Annotated in this window: 14 protein-coding genes and 2 pseudogenes; 9 read left to right on the forward strand and 7 right to left on the reverse strand. The window is 71.8% G+C overall.

Translation table 11 applies throughout. The annotated features are described in order from the left end of the window. Window positions 1–323: 323 nt before the first annotated feature. The 3 genes from ACZ4Z2_RS25430 (at window position 324) to dnaK (ending at window position 5,461) form a co-directional block, all read left to right on the forward strand. Window positions 324–752 carry an OsmC family protein gene (locus ACZ4Z2_RS25430; protein WP_468078958.1) on the forward strand — a complete coding sequence of 143 codons (429 nt, stop codon included), beginning with the start codon at window positions 324–326 and terminating at the stop codon, window positions 750–752. A gap of 101 nt (window positions 753–853) precedes the next feature. Continuing rightward, a complete protein-coding gene (locus ACZ4Z2_RS25435; protein WP_468078959.1) occupies window positions 854–3,496 on the forward strand; it encodes a patatin-like protein in 2,643 nt (880 codons plus the stop codon). 102 nt (window positions 3,497–3,598) lie between these two features. Then, complete coding sequence (dnaK, locus tag ACZ4Z2_RS25440) at window positions 3,599–5,461, forward strand: molecular chaperone DnaK (protein ID WP_468078960.1); 1,863 nt, start codon at window positions 3,599–3,601, stop codon at window positions 5,459–5,461. 36 nt (window positions 5,462–5,497) lie between these two features. Here the strand turns inward: dnaK and ACZ4Z2_RS25445 are convergent, their stop codons facing one another. Both ACZ4Z2_RS25445 and ACZ4Z2_RS25450 read right to left on the reverse strand, forming a co-directional pair. Next, window positions 5,498–5,962, reverse strand: coding sequence for a hypothetical protein (locus ACZ4Z2_RS25445; protein ID WP_468078961.1), 465 nt, complete (start codon window positions 5,960–5,962; stop codon window positions 5,498–5,500). 17 nt (window positions 5,963–5,979) lie between these two features. Further along, window positions 5,980–6,843 carry a helix-turn-helix domain-containing protein gene (locus ACZ4Z2_RS25450; protein WP_468078962.1) on the reverse strand — a complete coding sequence of 288 codons (864 nt, stop codon included), beginning with the start codon at window positions 6,841–6,843 and terminating at the stop codon, window positions 5,980–5,982. 353 nt (window positions 6,844–7,196) lie between these two features. Here ACZ4Z2_RS25450 and ACZ4Z2_RS25455 point away from each other — a divergent pair, with 353 nt between their 5' ends. After that, window positions 7,197–7,613 (forward strand): hypothetical protein, encoded by a 417-nt coding sequence (locus ACZ4Z2_RS25455; protein WP_468078963.1) that lies wholly within the window; start codon window positions 7,197–7,199, stop codon window positions 7,611–7,613. A gap of 7 nt (window positions 7,614–7,620) precedes the next feature. Here ACZ4Z2_RS25455 and ACZ4Z2_RS25460 read toward each other — a convergent pair whose 3' ends face one another. Beyond that, a complete protein-coding gene (locus ACZ4Z2_RS25460; RefSeq protein ID WP_468078964.1) occupies window positions 7,621–8,454 on the reverse strand; it encodes a helix-turn-helix domain-containing protein in 834 nt (277 codons plus the stop codon). Here ACZ4Z2_RS25460 and ACZ4Z2_RS25465 point away from each other — a divergent pair. From ACZ4Z2_RS25465 to ACZ4Z2_RS25475, 3 genes are all read left to right on the forward strand, one after another. Continuing rightward, window positions 8,447–9,559: an ADP-ribosylglycohydrolase family protein gene (locus ACZ4Z2_RS25465; protein ID WP_468078965.1), complete on the forward strand. Its 1,113-nt coding sequence runs from the start codon at window positions 8,447–8,449 to the stop codon at window positions 9,557–9,559. The genes ACZ4Z2_RS25460 and ACZ4Z2_RS25465 overlap by 8 nt on opposite strands. Window positions 9,560–9,721: 162 nt before the next feature. Then, entirely contained in the window at window positions 9,722–10,027 is a 306-nt protein-coding gene (locus ACZ4Z2_RS25470) for a 4a-hydroxytetrahydrobiopterin dehydratase (RefSeq protein ID WP_468078966.1), read from the forward strand. A gap of 4 nt (window positions 10,028–10,031) precedes the next feature. Beyond that, window positions 10,032–10,772: a class I SAM-dependent methyltransferase gene (locus tag ACZ4Z2_RS25475; protein ID WP_468078967.1), complete on the forward strand. Its 741-nt coding sequence runs from the start codon at window positions 10,032–10,034 to the stop codon at window positions 10,770–10,772. A gap of 13 nt (window positions 10,773–10,785) precedes the next feature. Here the strand turns inward: ACZ4Z2_RS25475 and ACZ4Z2_RS25480 are convergent, their stop codons facing one another. Both ACZ4Z2_RS25480 and ACZ4Z2_RS25485 read right to left on the reverse strand, forming a co-directional pair. Continuing rightward, window positions 10,786–11,253: a hypothetical protein gene (locus tag ACZ4Z2_RS25480; protein WP_468078968.1), complete on the reverse strand. Its 468-nt coding sequence runs from the start codon at window positions 11,251–11,253 to the stop codon at window positions 10,786–10,788. After that, a complete protein-coding gene (locus ACZ4Z2_RS25485; protein WP_468078969.1) occupies window positions 11,250–11,729 on the reverse strand; it encodes a hypothetical protein in 480 nt (159 codons plus the stop codon). The genes ACZ4Z2_RS25480 and ACZ4Z2_RS25485 overlap by 4 nt, the downstream gene beginning before the upstream one ends. Window positions 11,730–11,768: 39 nt before the next feature. Here ACZ4Z2_RS25485 and ACZ4Z2_RS25490 point away from each other — a divergent pair. Continuing rightward, window positions 11,769–12,212: pseudogene (locus ACZ4Z2_RS25490) on the forward strand (helix-turn-helix transcriptional regulator); the annotation flags it as partial. Between the two features lie 61 nt (window positions 12,213–12,273). Beyond that, window positions 12,274–12,850: pseudogene (locus ACZ4Z2_RS25495) on the forward strand (rhamnogalacturonan lyase family protein); the annotation flags it as partial. Window positions 12,851–13,175: 325 nt separating this feature from the next. On the opposite strand, the gene ACZ4Z2_RS25500 reads toward ACZ4Z2_RS25495, so the two are convergent. Both ACZ4Z2_RS25500 and ACZ4Z2_RS25505 read right to left on the reverse strand, forming a co-directional pair. Beyond that, a complete protein-coding gene (locus ACZ4Z2_RS25500; protein WP_468078970.1) occupies window positions 13,176–15,869 on the reverse strand; it encodes a cellulose binding domain-containing protein in 2,694 nt (897 codons plus the stop codon). Between the two features lie 142 nt (window positions 15,870–16,011). Next, a complete protein-coding gene (locus tag ACZ4Z2_RS25505) occupies window positions 16,012–18,927 on the reverse strand; it encodes a glycoside hydrolase family 48 protein (protein ID WP_468078971.1) in 2,916 nt (971 codons plus the stop codon). Window positions 18,928–19,285: the final 358 nt, after the last annotated feature.

The following is a 19,285-nucleotide window of genomic DNA, read 5'->3' on the forward strand; positions in this document are numbered from 1 at the left end:
CGTCGCAATCCACACCGAACCGGAAGGCCCTCACCTGTTCAAGATCCCCCAGCCGAGACCTGGCTCACTCGTCCACAACCTCCCGAGACAGAACACCTAGGTGGCTTTGCGGAGACGACCTGGAGCCGTCCGCGTTCCCCCGTCCGCGGTCCCCCCCGTGGGCGCCCCCGCGTGCGCCCGCCAGGCGGTGGGCCGTCCGGCGAAGTGGCGCGCACACAGGGCGAGTCGGCGGGAGACCGTCCCGTCGGCTGGGTCCGGGGCGGCTCGGTGTGATCGGATGGGTCCGACCCCGTTGGAACGGGACCCACGTGAAAGGAAGAACCGTGGCTACCACGCGCTCCGCACACACCGTATGGGAAGGCAACCTGCTCGAGGGCAACGGTGTCGTCACCTTCGACTCGTCCGGCGCCATCGCCGAGCAGCCGGTGACGTGGGCCGCTCGCACGCAGGAGGCGAACGGCAAGACCAGCCCCGAGGAGCTGATCGCCGCCGCGCACTCCAGCTGCTTCTCGATGGCGTTCTCGCACGCCCTCGCCGGCGCCGGCACGCCGCCCACCAAGCTCGTCACCTCCGCCGACGTGACGTTCCAGCCGGGTGAGGGCATCACCGGCGTCCACATCACCGTCGAGGGCGAGGTGCCCGGTCTCGACGAGGCGGGCTTCGTCGAGGCGGCCGAGAACGCCAAGGTGAACTGCCCCGTCAGCCAGGCCCTCAAGGCCGTCCCGATCACCCTGTCGGCCAAGCTGGCCTGACCCCCGGGTACACCACGGCCGGACCAGCCGCCTCGCGGGGCGTTGGTCCGGCCGTCGGCGTCCCGGATGCGCGCGCCGCCGCGGGCGAGCACATTGGGCGCATGAGTGATGACGCACAGCCAGGGCCCGACGCGGAGCTGAGACTCGCCGTCGCGTTCACCGGCGGCCTCAGCCTGGCCGTCTGGATGGGCGGCGTGGCGAGGGAACTGAACCTGCTGACCACCGCCGCGCGCGCCGACGCCTCCGACGATCTCCCCGGACTCGTGCGGGCCCGCTACAAGCGGCTGCTCGACCTGCTGCGGATCGACGTCAGCGTCGACGTGCTCTCCGGCACCAGTGCCGGCGGCATCAACGCGGCCCTGCTGGGCCTCGCCACCGTCCACGGCTGCGACCTGGGCGGACTGCGGTCGCTGTGGCTGGACGAAGGCGGTCTCGGAACCCTCCTGCGCGACCTCGACGAGCGGCGGCCCCCCTCCCTCCTCCAGGGCGAGGAACGGCTGCTGCGCGGGCTGGAGAAGGGGCTGGAGACCGTGCGCGACGACCGGGTGAAGGGGATCGCCGGGCACCCCCGAACCGACGCCGACCCCGATCCCACGCGGGTCTTCATCACCACCACCCTCCTGGACGGCATGCCGCACCCCTTCCGGGACGACTACGGCAGCACGGTCCACGACCGCGACCACCGGGGCCTCTTCCGGTTCACCGCCGACGACCTCGGACGCCCCGGGACGCTGCGGGCGCTGGCCCGCGCGGCCCGCTCCAGCGCCTCGTACCCCGTGGCCTTCGAACCGGCGTACATCCCCGCCGGTGAACCCACGCACCAGCGCCCCGACATGGGCCCGTACATGGTGCGGGTGCCCGCGACGCAGTTCTGCGCCGACGGGGGACTGCTGGCCAACCGGCCCATCGGGCCCGCCCTCCAAGCCGTCTTCGACCGCCCGGCGACCCGGGAGGTCCGCCGGGTGCTGGCCTACGTCGTCCCGTCGGCCGGCGGCGCGTCCGAACGGGCCGTCCCGCCGCCCGTGCCCGACCACGTACCGCCGCTGGGGCCGACGCTGCTGAAGGTCTTCGGCGTCGTCACCTCGCAGAGCATCAGCGCCGAGCTGAGCGCCCTGGCCGCCCACAACGAGCGGGTCAGGAGCAGGCTGCGGGCGGAGACCCGGCTGGCCCGGATGGCGGTACGGGGCGCCGACCTCGGCGACGAGGACCTGCGCCGCGAACACCGCGCGAAGCATGTCCGGGTGCTGGCCCGGGCCGTCGCCGAGGAGACCCTGGCCCAGATGATCGCCTGCGGCGCCGGCCCCGCGGACCGCCCGGTCGGGTTCGGCCCCGATCTGGACCGGCTCACGACCGCGGCGGCGGCCGTCGTCGAAAGCGGTGATCCGCCGCCGGAGGCCCTGCCGGAGGGCACGGCCGTCTTCGACGCGCTGGCCCGTTTCGGGCGGCCGCTGCTCGACGCGGGCAAGGCCACCGTGCTGCGGCTGCTGCGGGAGAGCGGCGCGCAGGCGCCGCCCGACACCCGTACGGCCGTCGAGGCACAGGTCGGACAGGTGCACGCCGCGATGCCAAAGCGGAGGGCGCCGGACCTCCGGGCGAAGGTACGGCCGGTCGTCGAGGCGGTGCTGGGCCGCGTCCCCGCGGACGGCGACCCGGTGGGCGCCGTGATCCAGGCCCCCGGCTGGGCCGACGCGATCACCGGACAGCTGCCCACCGCGGAGGAACTGCCGGACCTGGCGGACGCCTGGCGGACGATGGTCGGCGCGGTCCTCGACACGCTGCGGCGGTTCCCCGGCCCCGCGCGGGGCGACGGCGACCCGGCCGCGGACTGGAGGGTTCTGCTGGCGTACCTGGTCGGCTCCGAAGCCGGCACCGGTGTCGGGCCCGGGGACGGGCCGGCCGATCCGCCGCCCTCCGACGTCGTCGCGCGGCGGCTGTTCGATCTGCTCGCCGCCCAGCGGGTGATCTTCCCTGACGAGCCGGCCGCCCGGCAGCGCGTGGAGCTGGTCCAGATGAGCGCCGACACCCGCAGCCTGCTCGACGACCGCCAGACAGCCGAACAGAAGCTCACCGGTTTGCAGCTCCATCACTTCGGGGCCTTCTTCAAGCGGTCCTGGCGGGCCAACGACTGGATGTGGGGCCGCCTGGACGGCGCCGGATGGCTGGTCCACGTGCTGCTGTCCCCGCAGCGCCTGAAGCAGCTCGCGGACGAGGGCGTGCCCGTGGGGGAGCGGCTGCGGGAGATCGCCGGGACCGAGGCGCCGAGGGGGGTGTTCACCGCCGGGCCCCAGGGGGAGTCCGCCGAGCTGGCCTTCCTCACGGCGGACGACGCGGCACCCACGCCGGCGAGCCTGCCGCTCACGTCGATGTGGGTGGCCCTCGCCCTCCAGCGGCTGATCGCGGCGGAGGAACTGCCCTGCGTGGCCGAGCAGGCGGAGGCGGACCGGAAGGCGGGTGGCGCCCTGGCCGCGGCGGACTTCCTGAAGCACTACCGGGCGCGGTACCCCGACTCCCGGCGGCCGGTCGACCCGGAGACCGTCGGCGAGTTCCTCCGCGCCTGCCGGGTCTCCGAGGAGACCTTCCGAGGGGAGAAGGACAGCAGGCTTCTGGAGAACACCGTCTCGCACACCGCCGTGGTGACGGCGAACGCGGTCCGCACAGCGGTCGACCGGTGGTCCTGGCGTCTGCTCTTCGGCGGTGTGAGCGGGGCCCTGCGCCTGGCGCACGCCGTGCGCAGACGTACCTAGGCCGAGACCGCGCGCCCCATCGAGCCGCAACCCCCACGCCCCATTGACAAGAGGCCACTCAAGTTTTGTGCTGGTGGTAGGGGTCACGGGAAGGGGACGGCGATGGGGCGTGCGGTCGGGATCGATCTCGGGACGACGAACTCGGTGGTGGCCGTGCTGGAAGGCGGTGAACCGACCGTCGTCGCGAACGCGGAGGGCCAGCGGACCACTCCCTCCGTGGTGGCCTTCGCCAAGAACGGCGAGGTCCTCGTGGGCGAGGTCGCCAAGCGGCAGGCCGTCACGAACGTGGAGCGCACCGCGCGCTCCGTCAAACGCCACATGGGCGACGGAGCCTGGCGTTTCCCCGAACAGGGCTCCGTGGACGGCACCCGTCTGCGGGCCCAGGAACTGTCCGCGCGTGTGCTGCAGAAGCTGAAGCGGGACGCGGAGTCGTACCTCGGCGACGACGTCACCGACGCGGTGATCACCGTCCCCGCGTACTTCGACGACTCCCAGCGGCAGGCCACCAAGGAAGCGGGGGAGATCGCGGGCCTCAAGGTCCTGCGGATCATCAACGAGCCGACGGCCGCGGCCCTCGCGTACGGCCTCGACCGGGGCGAGGAGCAGACCGTCCTCGTCTTCGACCTCGGCGGCGGCACCTTCGACGTCTCGCTGCTGGAGATCGGGGACGGGGTCATCGAGGTCAAGGCCACCAACGGCGACACGCGTCTCGGCGGCGACGACTGGGACCAGCGGGTCGTCGAGTACCTCGTCAAGAAGTTCCAGGGCCAGTACGGCATCGACCTCGGCAAGGACAAGATGGCGCTGCAACGGCTCCGGGAGGGCGCCGAGAAGGCCAAGATCGAGCTGTCCAGCTCCTCCGAGACCTCCATCAACCTCCCGTACGTCACCGCCTCCTCCGAGGGGCCGCTGCACCTGGAGGAGCGGCTGACGCGTGCCCAGTTCCAGGAGCTGACGGCCGATCTGCTCGACCGCTGCAGGACGCCGTTCCACCAGGCCGTGAAGGACGCCGGGGTGAAGCTCTCGGCGATCGACCACGTCATCCTCGTCGGCGGCTCGACGCGGATGCCCGCCGTGACCGATCTGGTGAAGGAACTCACCGGGAAGGAGCCGCACAAGGGCGTGAACCCGGACGAGGTGGTGGCCGTGGGCGCCGCGCTCCAGGCGGGTGTCATCCGCGGCGACGTGAAGGACGTCCTGCTGCTCGACGTCACCCCGCTGTCCCTGGGCATCGAGACCAAGGGCGGCATCATGACCAAGCTGATCGAGCGCAACACCACGATCCCGACCCGGCGTTCGGAGATCTTCACCACGGCCGTCGACAACCAGCCCTCGGTCGGCATCCAGGTCTACCAGGGCGAGCGGGAGATCGCCGCGTACAACAAGAAGCTGGGCGTCTTCGACCTGACGGGGCTGCCGCCGGCGCCGCGCGGGGTGCCGCAGATCGAGGTGGCGTTCGACATCGACGCCAACGGGATCATGCACGTCTCCGCCAAGGACCTGGCCACCGGCCGGGAGCAGAAGATGACGGTCACCGGGGGCTCGGCCCTGGCGAAGGACGACATCGACCGCATGATGCGGGAGGCGGAGCAGTACGCCGAGGAGGACCGCAAGCGGCGCGACGCCGCCGAGACCCGCAACCAGGCGGAGCAACTCGTCTACCAGACCGAGCGGTTCCTCCGTGACAACCAGGAGCGGGTGCCGGCCGACGTCCGCGGCGAGGTCGAGGCCGCAGTGACCGAGCTGAAGGGGCTCCTCGACCACCCCGAGGACACGGCCGCCCTCCGGGCCGGCATCGACAAGCTCGCCACGGTGAGCCAGCGCATGGGCCAGGCGATGTACGCGAACGCCTCCGGCCCCCAGACCGACGAACCCCGCGCCACCCCCGACCCCGCCGGTGAGGAGGGCGTCGTGGACGCGGAGATCGTCGACGACGAGAAGAACACGAAGGGCGGCGCGACCTGACGGAGCCGGCGGGCCCCGTCCACGACGCGGCGGCGCTCAGGCGCCGGCCGTGTCGACCCGCTCCGGGGCGCCGCCGCCCCTTTCCCGGTGCCAGGCCGCCGCGAACATCTCGTGCAGGGGGGCGGGCGGCAGTATGCGGCCGAAGGGGGAGGCGATCTGGTCGCCCCACAGCGGGCGCACCCCGTACGCGCGCAGCTTCACGGTTTCGAGGGGCAGAGGAGGGGCCTTCAGCTCGGTCCACTCCCCGGGCAGGAACAGGGTCCGGCCGACGCGCGCCCGCTTGGCCGCGACGACCGCGCCGGTGGCGAGGAGTTCTTCCCGGACCTGCGCGTGCCGCTTGGTCGACCAGCCGTTCCACCGTCGTACGTCGCGGTCCGTGGGCGCGGCCAGTGTGGCCAGTTGGAGGTACAGGGCGGCGGCGTCCGCGCCGACCGCGAGTTCCCCCGCCGCTCGTGCGACCAGTTCCGGACAGGACCGACGGGGATCCGCCGCCGGGCCCATGTCACCGGCGGGCAGGCTCAGTACGTGTCGCGGTACCGCCGCAGGATGTCGCGGGTACGGTCCACGGAGGCGGCGTGGGCGGCCATGTGGTCGAGGACCTCCAGGTGGAGGGCGACCTCGTGTCGGGAGTCGAGGTACAGCGCGCCGGTGAGGTACTCCGTGTAGACCATGTCGGGGAGTTCGGGCTCCGCGAAGCGGAAGAGGGCGAACGGGGCGTACGTGCCCGGATGGGGCCCGGCGGCGAACTCGGCGACCTGCAGGACCACATGGTCCTCCTCGGTGATCTCCAGCAGCCGGTCCATCTGCTCCCGCATCACCCGCGCGTCGGTGCTCACCGGCCGTCTCAGCGCCGTCTCGTCCATGATCACCCACAGGTGCGGCGGGCTCTCCCGGGTGAGGAGCTTCTGCCGGGCCATGCGCAGCGACACATGCCGCTCGATGGTCTCGGCGCCGGTCTGGCCGAGGGTCCCCGCCTCCATCACGGCCCGGGCGTAGTCCTCGGTCTGGAGCATCCCCGGCACGAAGTGCGGTTCGTACTGCCGGATCAGGTGCGCCGCGCCCTCCAGGCTCACGTACAGGCTGAACCAGTCGGGCAGCACATCGTGGTACCGCTGCCACCAGCCGGGCTTGTTCGCCTCCTCGGCCAGCTTCACGAACGAGGCGACGTCCTGCTCGGCCACGCCGTACGTGGTGAGCAGGACCTGCACGTAAGGGATCTTCAACGCGACGTCGGCGGTCTCCATGCGCCGTACCGTGGCCGGGGCGACCCGCAGGACGCGCGCGGCCTCCTCGCGCTTGAGGCCGGCTGCCTCGCGCAGCTCCTGGAGCCGTCTGCCGAGCACCACCTGACCGACGGTGGGCGCGGGCCGCCGCTCACTCACGCCACGCCTCCCCACGCGCCGAAGTACGCGTTCCAGTCTGTCATGTCCGGGTGCGCATGGCGGAACGAGCCACGGCGACCCCAAAGAGTAAAGGACGATCCCGAAGGGTGAGCAACGATCCCCCGGCGTGACCTCCGTCATGACCTGTCACGGCCCCCGTCATGACCTGCCATGGCCTCCGTCATGACCTCCGGGGTAATCGACCGCCGCGCCCCGTGCGCGGCAAGGTGAGGGCATCGGGTTCCGGGCCGGCGCACTCCGGCCCGGGGCCCGGCCCCGGCGGCCCGCGCGGCCGCCCTCGGCCGACCCGCTTCCCAGCCGACCGACGCCACCTCGACGAAGGGTGATGCCCCATGTCCGCGACCCCGCTCGCCGTTCTCGCCCGGACCACCGACCCCCGGACCATGCTGCGCCGCTTCCTGGCCGCGGACGCCGCCGTGACCGGGGTGAACGGGATCGCCTACCTCGTCGCCGCCGGGCCGCTCGGCCGGCTCCTCGGGGTCGGCTCCGGTCTCCTCGTCGCGCTCGGCGCGTTCCTCACCGCGTTCGCGGCGGCCGTGGCCCTGCTTGCGGCGCGCGGGCGTCCGCCGGTGTGGCCCGTGCGGGCGGTGATCGAGGCCAACCTCGCCTGGGCCCTCCTCAGCCTCGTCTCCCTCGCCCTGTGGCTCACGCCGAGCACGGCGGGTGCGGTGTGGACGGTGCTCCAGGCGCTGACGGTGGCCGGCTTCGCCGCGGCGCAGTACACCGCCCTGCGCACGACCGGCGACTGAATGGCCGTCACATCGCCACGGACTGAAGGTACTTGACCGTCGCCGGGTCGGCCGGGAGGAACGTCTCGATGGCCAGCTCGGCCACGGTCACGTCCATGGGCGTGTTGAACGTGGAGATCGACGAGATGAAGGACAGCACCCGGCCCGCGTGCTCGACCCGCATCGGCAGCGCGAAGGAGACCCCCAGCTCCTCCTCGGCCTCCTCGTCGGCCCTGCCGGGAGGCAGCGGATACGCCGCGACCTCCTCGTACAACGCGCGCAGCGGCCCCGAGCGGTGCAGGGCGATCTGACGCTCCATCTGCTCCAGCAGATGACGGCGCCAGGCCCGCAGGTTGCGGATGCGGGGCGCCAGGCCCTCGGGGTGCAGCACCAGCCGCATCGCGTTCAGCGGCGGCACGAGCAGCGACTCGGGGACACCGTCCAGCAGCATCGCGATGCCCCGGTTGGCGGCCACCACGTGGTACGTCGCGTCGAGCACCAGCGCCGGGTACGGCTCGTAGCCCTGGATCAGGCGCTCCACACCCTCGCGGAGGGCCGCCATCGACGGGTCGTCCAGCGGGGTCTGCGGATACCGCGGGGCGTAACCGGCGGCCAGCAGCAGCGCGTTGCGCTCGCGCACGGGGACGTCCAGGTGCTCGGCGAGCCGCAGCACCATCTCCTCGCTGGGCCGGGAGCGCCCCGTCTCGACGAAGCTGATGTGCCGCGCCGACGAACCGGCCCGCAGTGCCAACTCCAGTTGGCTGACCCGCCGTTGCTCTCGCCATGCGCGAAGCAGCGGGCCGACGCCCCGGTCGCCGGGGGTGCCGGGGCGGCTCGTGGTGACGGACGGGACAATGGTCATACGTCAGAACGTAGCCGAGGCGATCGAGGTGTGGTGCGTGTACGACCCGTGGAACCCGTCCTGGGAGGCGACGGCGGTGTACCGGGCACGGGTGCGGGGGTGCCTGCTGGGCGGGGCGGTCGGGGACGCGCTCGGCTACCCGGTGGAGTTCGCCTCGCTGGCCGTCATCCGCTCCACGCACGGCGGCCGGGGGGTGACCGGACTCGTCCCGGACGTGGACGGAGTGGTCGGGCGGGTCAGTGACGACACCCAGATGACCCTCTTCACCGTCGAGGGGCTGCGGCAGGCGCACGAGCGGGCCCGCCTCAAGGGCATCGACGGGGCCTGGCCGCAGCTGGTCCGGGAGGCGTACGGCCGCTGGCTGGACACCCAGCAGCGGCCCGGCCCCGGCCCGCGCGCGACCTCGGGCCTGGCCGCGCTGCCCTGGCTGTACGCCCGCCGCGCGCCCGGCAACGCCTGTCTGTCCGGCCTCGCGCAGGTCCACCACCCCGATCCGGCCGCCCCGCTGGGGAGCCCAGGCCCCGTCAACCCGGAATCCAAGGGCTGCGGCACCGTCATGCGCTCGGCCCCCTTCGGGCTGGCGCGCGTCCCGGCGGAGGCCGCGTTCGGGATGGCCGCCCGCGCCGCCCGGATGACGCACGGGCACCCCACCGGCGCCTACGCCGCCGGCGCGCTGGCCGCGATCGTCGCCCACCTGCTCGCCGACGAGTCGCTGGAGGGCGCCGTCCTGCGCACCCTGCGGCTGCTGTCCCGCCACCCCCGGCACGAGGAGACCAGTACGGCCCTGGAGCGCGCCCTCGACCTCGCCGCAGAGGGCGCCCCCACGGCGGAGAAGGTCGAGTCGCTCGGCGCGGGCTGGGTCGCCGAGGAGGCCCTCGCCATGGGCGTCTACTGCGCCCTCGCCACGCACAGCGTCAGCGAGGCCCTCCTCCTCGCCGTCAACCACTCCGGCGACAGCGACTCCACCGGTTCCGTCTGCGGCAACCTCCTCGGCGCCCACTACGGGGACCACGGCCTCCCGCACGACTGGCTGGCCGCGACCGAGGGCCGCGCCGACATCACCGTCCTGGCGGACGACTTCGCGACGGAGAACGTACGCAGGTGAACGCCGGCCCCTGACCCATCGGCCCCCGGGCGCTGTTCCGCGCGGCCGAATGCGTACGCCGCCGGGCGGCCGCGCGGGTTCTGACCAGGGCGCGGCGGCCCGGCTGTGGCACGCTGAGAGGGACCGCACGTCATGGAGGGGACGTCACGGAAGGAGCGGGCCATGCCCGTCGAACCCTTGTCGCAGAAGGAGATCGAGGACCGGCTGGTGGAACTGCCGGGCTGGTCGCTGGACGGGGACCGGATCACCCGCACCTACCGGCTGGCCTCGCACTTCGCGGCGACCGCGATGGTCGTGCACATCGCCCGCACCCAGGAGGAGCTCGACCACCACTCGGACCTCACCCTCGGCTACAACACCGTCTCGCTGACCGTGCACACGCACAGCGCGGGCGGCGCCGTCACCGAGAAGGACTTCGAACTGGCCCGACGGGTGGAGGAGCTCGCCCCCGGTCACGGGGCGAGCTGAGCCGGTGCTGGACTACGACAAGGAGGCGGGCGACTACGACGCGCTGCGCGGCGGCGAGCCGCGCGCCGAGGCCGCCGCCGACGCCGTGCTCGGCCTCGTCCCCCAGGGCGCGCGCGGCCTGCTCGACGTCGGCTGCGGCACCGGCATCGTGACCCGGCGGCTCGCCGCCGCCCGCCCCGGGACGCGGGTGACGGGCGTCGACCTCACCGCCGCCATGGCACGCCGGGCCGCCGCGCGCCTGCCCGGTGCGATCGTCCTCGGCGACAGCCGCCGACTCCCCTTTGCCGACGGCGTGTTCGACGCCGTCACCAGCGTGTGGCTGCTCCATTTGCTCGCGGATCCGAACGATGTCCGGACCGTCGTCGGTGAGTGCGCCCGCGTGCTGCGTCCGGGCGGTGTCTACATCACCACCGTCGACAAGGGAGCCGCCCACAACGTCGGCAGCGACATCGACGCCGTCCTCGCCACACGCCCCCGCAGCCCGGCCACGGACACCTCGGCGGCCGTGGAGAAGCACGCCGACGAGCACGGGTTGCGCCCTGCGGGCGAGGCCCGCTTCCCCGGCCGCGGCCAGGGCCGCAGCCCTCGCCGCGCCCTCATGGACCTGCGGCGCGGCTGGTTCGTCACCCTGCCACCGGGCGACCCCCTCGCCGACGACTTCGCCGTTCGCCTCGCGGCCCTCCCCGACCAGGACCGGCCCCGCCCCGACCCCGAGTTCTGTCTGCGGGCGTTCCGCAAGAGGTGACCGGGGCCGGCGGTCAGGAGATCGCCGGCCGCCGGAACTCCATGATCCAGTTGGTCAGCCAGGTCGCCCCGTCGTCCAGCGAGAACGCCTGCTCCCAGCGGGCGCCGGCCGCGGACACGTCGGACCACACGAACCGCACGCGCACGTCCTCGCCGTCGTGCGTGTCGTCGCCGTGGAACTCGCCCCGGCCGCCCTCGAACCGGCCGACGACCGGCGGGAACAGCCGCCCGCTGCGGCTGGACGACCAGTTCAGCGACCACTGCCGGGTCTCCGGGTCGAACAGCCGCAGCGTCAGCCCCTTCGAGCCGAGGTGCGGCATGTCGATCTCGTCGATGTTGGCCGCACCGTCGAACAGGGGCAGACAGCGGCTGGTGGCCGGGAACTCCTCCCAGGCGCTGTCCGGGTCGAGGAAGCCGGTGCGGCGGCGGTGGCGGACCTCCCACTCGCCGTGGAAGAAGTCGAAGTCGTGCGGGCTGCTCATATGCGGTCTCCGGTGGTTCCGGCGGGCAGGGAATCGGCCAAGTAGCCGTCGAGGTCGGGGAGTCGGGGCGCGAGGACGTGCCGGACCCAGGCGTCGCGTTCGTGCAGGACCGGCGGCAGCTCCCACACGCAGCCGATCCACGGCCTCGTGGAGGCGACGAAGCGGGTGGGGTCGCGGTCGGGGCAGCCGAGGACGGGCTGGCCCGCGGCGGCGCCCCCGAAGTGCAGGACGTTGTCCCACACCCAGCTGTAGGCGTTGAGATAGGCCCCGTCGTCCCCGCCGCGGTGCAGGACGACGAAGGACGCCAGCGGTGTCCCGTCCGGTTCCGGCAGCAGTTCGGGGAGGATCGCGTACGCGGCCTCCTCGACCTCGGGCGCGATGCCGGCCGGGTCCGCGGTGACGTGGTAGCGCTTGATGTGCCGCCCCGCCACCTCGATGGGCGGCGGCACGGTCAGCAGTTTCTCGCTGAAGGACATGACGCGACGCTAGGGCCGCTTCACTGACATCCTGTGTCAGTGAAGTCCAGCCGTCTCGTCTCGATCCTCCTGCTGCTCCAGACCCGGGGCCGGATGACCGCCGCCCGGCTCGCCGAGGAGCTGGAGGTGTCGGTCCGCACGGTCTACCGGGACATGGAGGCGCTCGCCGCCGCCGGTGTCCCGCTGTACGGCGACGCGGGCCACGCCGGCGGCTACCGCCTGCTCGACGGCTACCGCACCCGGCTCACGGGCCTCACCGGCCAGGAGGCCGAGGCCCTGTTCCTCGCGGGCGCCCCCGGTCCCGCCGCCGAACTCGGCCTGGGCGCCGTCCTGGACGGCGACGGCTGGATCCGGGCCACCGTCCCCGTCGAGTCCCTCGACCGGGCCCACGACGACTTCCTGCGGCTCGGCACCGCCGTGGAGGTCCTGGAGCCCGCCGAACTGCGGGACCGCATCGCCCGGACGGTCACCGAACTCGCCGCGAGATACGGACCGGGGGGCGTCAACTCCGGTGCGACCGGCGACGACTGAGGAAGCGGAACCCACCAGGACGGGCCACGGCGACGCCCAGCACCTCGGCGACCTCGACCCGTCCACCGCCGGCCTGGAGGACTTCAAGGTCTCCGAGTCCGCCTCGCAGCCCGCCGCGCTGTACATCGACCCCGCGAACGGCGCGGTCCGCTTCAGGCTCGCCGCCTGCTGCGACAACGGCAGGGGCGTCGCCGCCGACATCCACGCGGGCAGTCCCGGGCCAGAGATGTGGTCCGCCTCCGACACCTCCCCGCGCGACCGGGCCGGCGCCGCGAAGGGCCGGAAGCCGTCCTCCGTCAACTTCCTCTCCTGGTGGGACGGCGACCCGGTGCGCGAACTCCTCGACGGCACCCGCATCGACACGTACGGCCCCTCCGCCGACACCCGCCTGCTGACCGGCGCCGGGGTCGCCTCCGACAACGGCACCAAGGCCACCTCCGCCCTCTCCGATCACGACGCTGCTCCACGACACCCAGTACCGCACGGGCCTGGCCTGGCAGAACACCGTGTACAACCAGCCCCCGCACACCAGCTTCTGCATCGGCGCCGGGATGCCCACGGCACCCCGGCCCGCGGTCCACGCGCCCTGACCGGTATGACGACACAGACACGAACGGATGTATTTTTCGGCCGTCCCGCTGACGTCGGCGGGCCCGGGCGGGATCATCGTCCGGCCCGCCCCGTTCAGCACGCCGTCACTCCCCGGGCAGCGGCCGAGAAAGTCCGTCGATGACCTTGTCCCGTGTCGTCACCGCCGCACCGGCGATCGTCATGCTCGTCGCCGCCACCGTGATGCTCCTCTGGTGGATCCGGCACCGCGACGACGAGTGAACGAATGACGAGAAGGAATGACCAGTGAATGAATGAGGGCGCGCGCCGTCACGGCGCGCGCCCTCGTCGCGTCCCGCTCGGGTGTCAGGTCACCGTGCAGGACTGGTCACCGAGGCGGAAGGCGGTCGGTCTGCCGTTCGTCCCCGACCAGCTTCCGGTGAAGCCGAAGCTCACCGACGACCCCGCCGCCACGTTCGCGTTCCAGGCGAGGTTCTTCACCGAGACCGCCGCGCCCGACTGGGTGTGGGCCCCGTTCCACAGCTGCGAGACGCTCTGGCCGTTCGGGAAGGACCAGGTGAGGGTCCAGCCCGTCCAGGCGCCGGTGCCCGTGTTGGCCAGCCGCACATCGGCCTGGAAGCCGCCCGACCACTGATTGGTGATCTTGTAGGTCACGGCACAGGCTCCCGTCGGCTGCGGTTCCGGATCGGGATCCGTCCCGCCGCCCGTGTCGGAGGTGTCGCCGTAGATGACGCCGCGGCCGTTGGTGGAGATGTACACCCGGCCGTAGATCCGCGGGTCACCCGTGATCGCCGCGCCGGTCCAGCCCCACTGATGGGCGTCGTCGTTGATCCGGGTCCACGTGGCGCCCTTGTCCGTCGAGCGGAAGATGCCGCGCACCCCGCCGATCCTGGCGCTGGTGTACAGCGTCTGGTACGAGGCCCCCGCGGCCGCCTTGCCGAAACCGATGGTGTCGGCCTGCCCGACGTTCGACAGCTTGGTGAAGGTCGCGCCGCCGTCGGTGGAGTGCCACAGCCCGTACGCGCCGCCCGTCTCCCCGCCGGCGAGCCACACATCGCCCTTCGTGCCGGGCAGCGCCTTGAAGCGGACATTGCCACCGCTCGGCAGGCCGCTCGCGCTCGACGCGGTGAAGGTCGCGCCGCCGTCCGTGCTGACGTAGAACTTCCCGGACTTGAAGCCGTAGAAGGTCTTCGGGTCGACCCGGTCGGACTCGACGATCGCGCCGGACGGTATCCCGCTCGACTCCTGCCACGACGTCCCGAAGCCCGTCGTGTACCGCACCCCGGTGCCCGCCGGGCTCCACACGAAGCGGCTGCCGTCCGCGCCGGCCGCGACCGTGCCGCCGCCGCTCACCCCCGACGGATCGGTGCCCGCGAACCAGTTCGCGCCGTTGTCCGTGGAGAACGCGATGTGCGGCCCCGAGTCCAGGTCGCCGACCCGCACGACGGTGTCCGGGTTGGTCTCGGCGAAGTCCAGGCTGGTCGTCGTCGTGAAGTTCGGCTGGGTGAACATCATCGACGGGACCTTCGTCAGATCCGTGTGCCGGAAGCCGCCGATGTCACCGAGCGCGCTGAGCAGCGGCGCCCCGGACGGGGGAGAGGCGAGATCGTTGACGGCCGTCTCCTCCAGGCCCCGCACCATGGGCTTGACGGTGAACTTGGTGCCGCTGTCCCAGTTGGTGAGGTTCTCGGTGCCGTAGATCGTCGCGCCCGTCCCGTACATCATGCGGTTCGAGTCGAACGGGTCGATCTCCAGCGACTCCGTCATCCAGCCCAGCTTCGGCGTCTGTTCCGGCGGCGACGGGTTCGCGCCCCACGTCAGCCACGGCGAGGACGAGACGTCCATGGTGTACCGGTTCTCGCGGTTCGGGTACGAGCTGTAATCCCACGCCTTCGTCCAGGTCGCGCCCCGGTCCGTGGAGCGGAAGATCTGCGTGTCCGGCCACCAGGAGCTGTACGCCGTCGCCATGACCGTGCCCGGCTTCTGGCGGTCCAGCGTGAGCCCGCTGAAGCCGTAGTGCGTGTCGGCCTCCGCCACCGGGCTGATGTCCGTCCACGTCCCGGTCGCCGTCGTGTACCGGTAGAGTCGGCCCTTGCCGCCGTCGTAGGGCCCGCCCGTGTCGCTGTACGCGAGGTAGAGGTAGCCGTTGGCCGCGTCCAGCACGCCCTTGTGGGCCAGTTGGCCGGTCGGCTGCCCGGCCAGCCGCGACCAGGTCGCGCCCGCGTCCGTCGAGCGGTAGACCGCGTTCTCCTTGTCGGCGACTCCGACGTAGATCGTCTTCGTGGCGGTGCCCGTGGTGCCGGTCGACTCGTCGAAGGTGACCCAGACGATGCCCTGGTTGTCGCTGGAGTACCCGCTGGTGTCGGACGGGTCGGCCACGTAGTTGCCGACGTTCGGGAAGTCGGTCACCTGCGACCAGGTGGCCCCCGAGTCGGTCGACCGCCACAGCCCCTTGCCGCTGGGCGCCCCCAGGTACAGCACGCTGTTCTTGTGGGGGTCCACCGCGAGCCGCTCGCCCATCCCGCGCCCCGGCATGTTCCCGCCCAGCTTGAACGGCAGGTTCGCCTTCTGCCAGCTCGCCCCCCGGTCGGACGAGCGGTAGATCGCGCCGTTGCCCGGGTCCCAGCTGTTGGTGTACGTACCGGCCGCCACGTACACCTTGTCCGGGTCGACCGGGTCGGAGGCGAGGCTCACGACACCCGTGTGCCCCCAGTCGTCCCAGCCGACCGAGTCCAGCAGCGGCGTCCAGGTCTTCGACGACTCCACCCAGCGGTACGCCCCGCCGATGTCCGTGCGGGCGTACGCGAGGTTCTTCTCCTTGCGGTTGAACACGATGCCGGGGACGAACCCGCCACCGTCGATACGGGCGTTCTTCCACGTGTAGGTGTCGGCGGCGATCGACACCTTGTTACCGGCCCGCGCGGTCTGCGCGGTCTGCTCCGCCTGTCCGGCCCGCTCGGCGGCCAGCGCGGGTGGGGAGCCCGCGAGGAGACCGGCCGCGAGGGCCAGGACGGTGGTGAGGATGCGGGTTCTTCGCACGGTGAAGTCCTCTCCGGGGATGTGGGGGAGGGGTGGACGGGCGCGAACGGCCGGGCGGTCCCCTGTGCGGGTGGGGACCGCCCGGCCCGGGTCCTGCCCCCGCCGGAGCGCAGGACCCTGCACACGGAGCCTCAGCGGGGACTTATTCGAGGAGCTCCGCGTACGCACCCATGGCCAGCGCGATGTCCGCCTGAGCCCAGAACCGGTGGTACGTGAACGACGGCGCGGCGCCACCCGCCAGATACGCCTCGATCTTCGACCAGGCCGGGTCGTCCTCGTAGAACGTCCGGATCGACTCGAACGTCGACGACGAGTTGATCGCGTCACCGTTCGGCATGGTCCCGGTCCACCCGCTCGGCACGTACACCCGGTCGTCGAACCGGTTGTAGTCCGCACGGGTCTCCGGCACCGCCAGACCCAGCCCGTCCTGGTAGTGCTCCCACATGCCGTCGAGCAGCGCCTTGGCGACCCGGGCCGCGTCGGCGTCACCGGAGCGGTCGGCGTAGTACGTCAGCGTCTTGGCGTACGAGCCCGCCACCCCCACGTCGTCGGTGTAGTCGGCGACGGTGACGTGCAGCCCGCTGTTGGAGCCGGGGCTGGAGGGGTTCCAGGTGTTCGGGGCGCCGGACCACTGGAGCGTGGAGGGAATCCGGTACGTCCCGTCGGGGTTGATCGTGGTCTTGGACAGCGCCCAGTCGACCCACTTGTCGAGCACCGCCTTCGCGGCGGCGTTGCCGGTCTGCTGGTAGTACTCGGCGACCCGCTCCATGGACCACGTCTGGAAGCCGAACCACTGGTTGGACGGCGGGTCGTGGTACACGGGCTTCTCGTCGTAGTACATGCCGTAGAAGGTCGGCGTCCCGGCCGGGGGAGTGGCGTACCGCCCCGCCCAGCTGTTGGTGGCGCCGCCCGCGATGGCTCCCTCGTCGGACTGCAGCCAGCGGTAGAACTCGATCTGCCGGTCCAGGGACTTGGCCCAGTCCGCCTGCCCGGTCGCCGACTTGGGCTTCAGCGGGCCGTAGTTGGCGAGGGCGTACGCGGCGAGCGGGTTCTGGTAGCCGCCGTGCGCGTGGCTGGAGCCGATGCGCCAGGACCAGCCGGCGTTGGTGTCGGTGGCCCCGCCCCACGCGTAGTACCAGGAGAGCAGGTAGAACGAGGAGTCCTTGCCGGTGCCCGCGGGGCAGGTCGTCGGACCCACGCAGTTCCCGACCTTCTTGAAGTACTTGTCGTACATCGCGTAGCGCAGGTAGTCGCCCATCTTCGCGGCCTTGCCGATGGTCGCGGAGACCTCGCCGCCCTTGCCCTGCTGCTTGGCCCAGACGTCCGCCCAGTACGCGGCCTGCACGGCACGCGCGTCGGCGTCGGGGGCGTTGGTGAACTTCCACTGCTTGGCGTAGGAGGCGTCACGGGTGAACAGGTCCAGGTAGCCGTTCCTGCCGCCGTACTTGAACTGGTCGCAGGTGGGCTGCGGGATGGTCTCCCACACCGACTCCTGCGGACCGCGCTGGAAGGTGTTGATGTACGACGGGCCGGTGTCGGCCGGACCGGCCTCGCACTTGCCCGGCGAGTTGCCGTAGCCGTAGACGTTGTCCACGTCCTGCAACCAGTGCATGCCGTAGATGTCGTCCGTGTTGTAGGCGCTCTTCAGCTCCGCCGCGATCGGGTCCGAGCCGACCGAGACCGACGTGTTGAGCTGCGCCGGGTACTCATTGGGGGTGTCGTGCTCGGGGGCGTACGTAGCCGGCTTGTTCGCCTGGTAGAAGGAGTTGGTCGGCTGGTCGGCCTTGGTGGGGATCATGTACTTCTCCATGATCTCCCAGGCGCCGTTGAACTTGGACCAGTCGCCCGTCACCTTGCCGTACATGGCCTGGAGCCACAGGAGGTAGCTGTACGCCTCCGAGGTGGTCTCATGGCCGTGGTCCGGCGCCTCGACGATCAGCGTCTCCACCGAGTGGTACGGAATGCCCTCGGGGGAGAAGTAGCCGTTCGCCGGGTTGGTGATCTTGCCGTACAGCTCCAGGAAGCGGGCGTCGTACACCTTCGACGCCGCCAGCTGCGTCACCGTCACCGCCGCCTTGGCGTGGCCGGTGGCCGTCGACTCGAAGACCGCGGCACCCGTGCCGGAGGAGTCGGCCGCGATGGTCACCTTCTGGGCCGTGTTCCAGTTCTGCGGCGTGAAGGTCAGCGACGCGCCACCGGTGACCGACAGACCCGAGTTGCCGGAGGCCCGCGCGGTCGTCACCGTCACGTTGCCCGAGGGCCGCGTGGAGAGCTTCACGTCGTACGTGCCCGTCTTGCCCTGCTGCACGCCCAGTTGCGTCGGCGAGACCACCACCGCGGGGCCCGAGGCGACGGTGATGCCGACCGGCGCGGAGTCCGCCGACGCGCCCAGGCTGTCGTACGCCTTGGCGACCAGCGAGTGGCTGCCCACGGACAGACCGGTGGCCGAGAAGGTGTACGGCGACGTCGTGTCCGTGCCCAGCAGCTTGGTGTCGTCGTAGAACTCCACCTTGGTGATGGTCGCGTTGTCCGCGGCGGCCGCGGTGGCCGCCATCGGCACCGGGTCGCCCTGCGAGTACGTGGCGCCCGCGGTCGGACTGGTCAGCACGGTGATCGGCGGCTGGTGGGCGCCGACACACGCGGTGCCGTTGATCGCGAAGCTGGTCGGCGCGGTGTTCGTGCCGCTGTAGGTGAACTGCGCGCCGGTGCTCACCGCGGCCCCGACGGCGATGGTGCCGTTCCAGGACGCGTTCTTCGCGGTCACCGTCTTGCCGGACTGCGACCAGGTGCCGCTCCAGCCGCCGGTGAGCGTCTGGTTGCCCGCGTAGGAGTACGTCAGCGTCCAGCCGTTGATGGCTTCCGTACCGCGGTTGGTGATGGTCAGCTCGGCGGTGAAGCCCGAGCCCCAGTCATTGGTCTTGTAGTCGACGTTGCAGGCCACGGCCGCCGCGGCGGCGGGGGACGTGCCCGTGCCCAGCATCGTCAGGGGAAGAGCTAGGGCCGCGAGCGCGGCCGTCCACAGGCGCCGTGTGCCACGGCGTCCGCGTCTGGGGTGCATGCTCTGGTTCCTTCCGTGCGGCTCTTACGAAGGTGGGGGCGGAGCAGCAACAACAAGCCTTGAACCAGTGGGAGCGCTCCCATATTGGGGAGGCGGGTGCAGGTGGTCAAGGTGCTTGAAGAGTCGAAAAGATTCGACGAGGGGCAAAAAGATTTGTGGTGGGCAATAACGCAACACCCCTGTCTTTTACCGTGACTTGGCGCTACCTTCACCAGCACCAGTGGGAGCGGTTCCATCAGTCGACGCGGCCGTCACGGCGCGCCCGATCTGCAAGGAGTCGCTCATGCGCCACCCCCCGCGTTCAGGTCTTTTACTCGTCGCCACGGCCGGGCACACCTCGCCGGACGGTGACGGGACG

This window comes from Streptomyces sp. NPDC030183 (genome assembly GCF_055573455.1).

Bases quoted from the DNA above. Each gene is read 5' to 3' on its own strand.
- ACZ4Z2_RS25435 (WP_468078959.1), top strand. From the start codon at position 854: ATGAGTGATGACGCACAGCCAGGGCCCGACGCGGAGCTGAGACTCGCC.
- dnaK (WP_468078960.1), top strand. From the start codon at position 3,599: ATGGGGCGTGCGGTCGGGATCGATCTCGGGACGACGAACTCGGTGGTG.
- ACZ4Z2_RS25445 (WP_468078961.1), bottom strand. From the start codon at position 5,962: ATGGGCCCGGCGGCGGATCCCCGTCGGTCCTGTCCGGAACTGGTCGCA.
- ACZ4Z2_RS25455 (WP_468078963.1), top strand. From the start codon at position 7,197: ATGTCCGCGACCCCGCTCGCCGTTCTCGCCCGGACCACCGACCCCCGG.
- ACZ4Z2_RS25465 (WP_468078965.1), top strand. From the start codon at position 8,447: ATGGTCATACGTCAGAACGTAGCCGAGGCGATCGAGGTGTGGTGCGTG.
- ACZ4Z2_RS25460 (WP_468078964.1), bottom strand. From the start codon at position 8,454: ATGACCATTGTCCCGTCCGTCACCACGAGCCGCCCCGGCACCCCCGGC.
- ACZ4Z2_RS25470 (WP_468078966.1), top strand. From the start codon at position 9,722: ATGCCCGTCGAACCCTTGTCGCAGAAGGAGATCGAGGACCGGCTGGTG.
- ACZ4Z2_RS25480 (WP_468078968.1), bottom strand. From the start codon at position 11,253: ATGAGCAGCCCGCACGACTTCGACTTCTTCCACGGCGAGTGGGAGGTC.
- ACZ4Z2_RS25485 (WP_468078969.1), bottom strand. From the start codon at position 11,729: ATGTCCTTCAGCGAGAAACTGCTGACCGTGCCGCCGCCCATCGAGGTG.
- ACZ4Z2_RS25505 (WP_468078971.1), bottom strand. From the start codon at position 18,927: ATGCACCCCAGACGCGGACGCCGTGGCACACGGCGCCTGTGGACGGCC.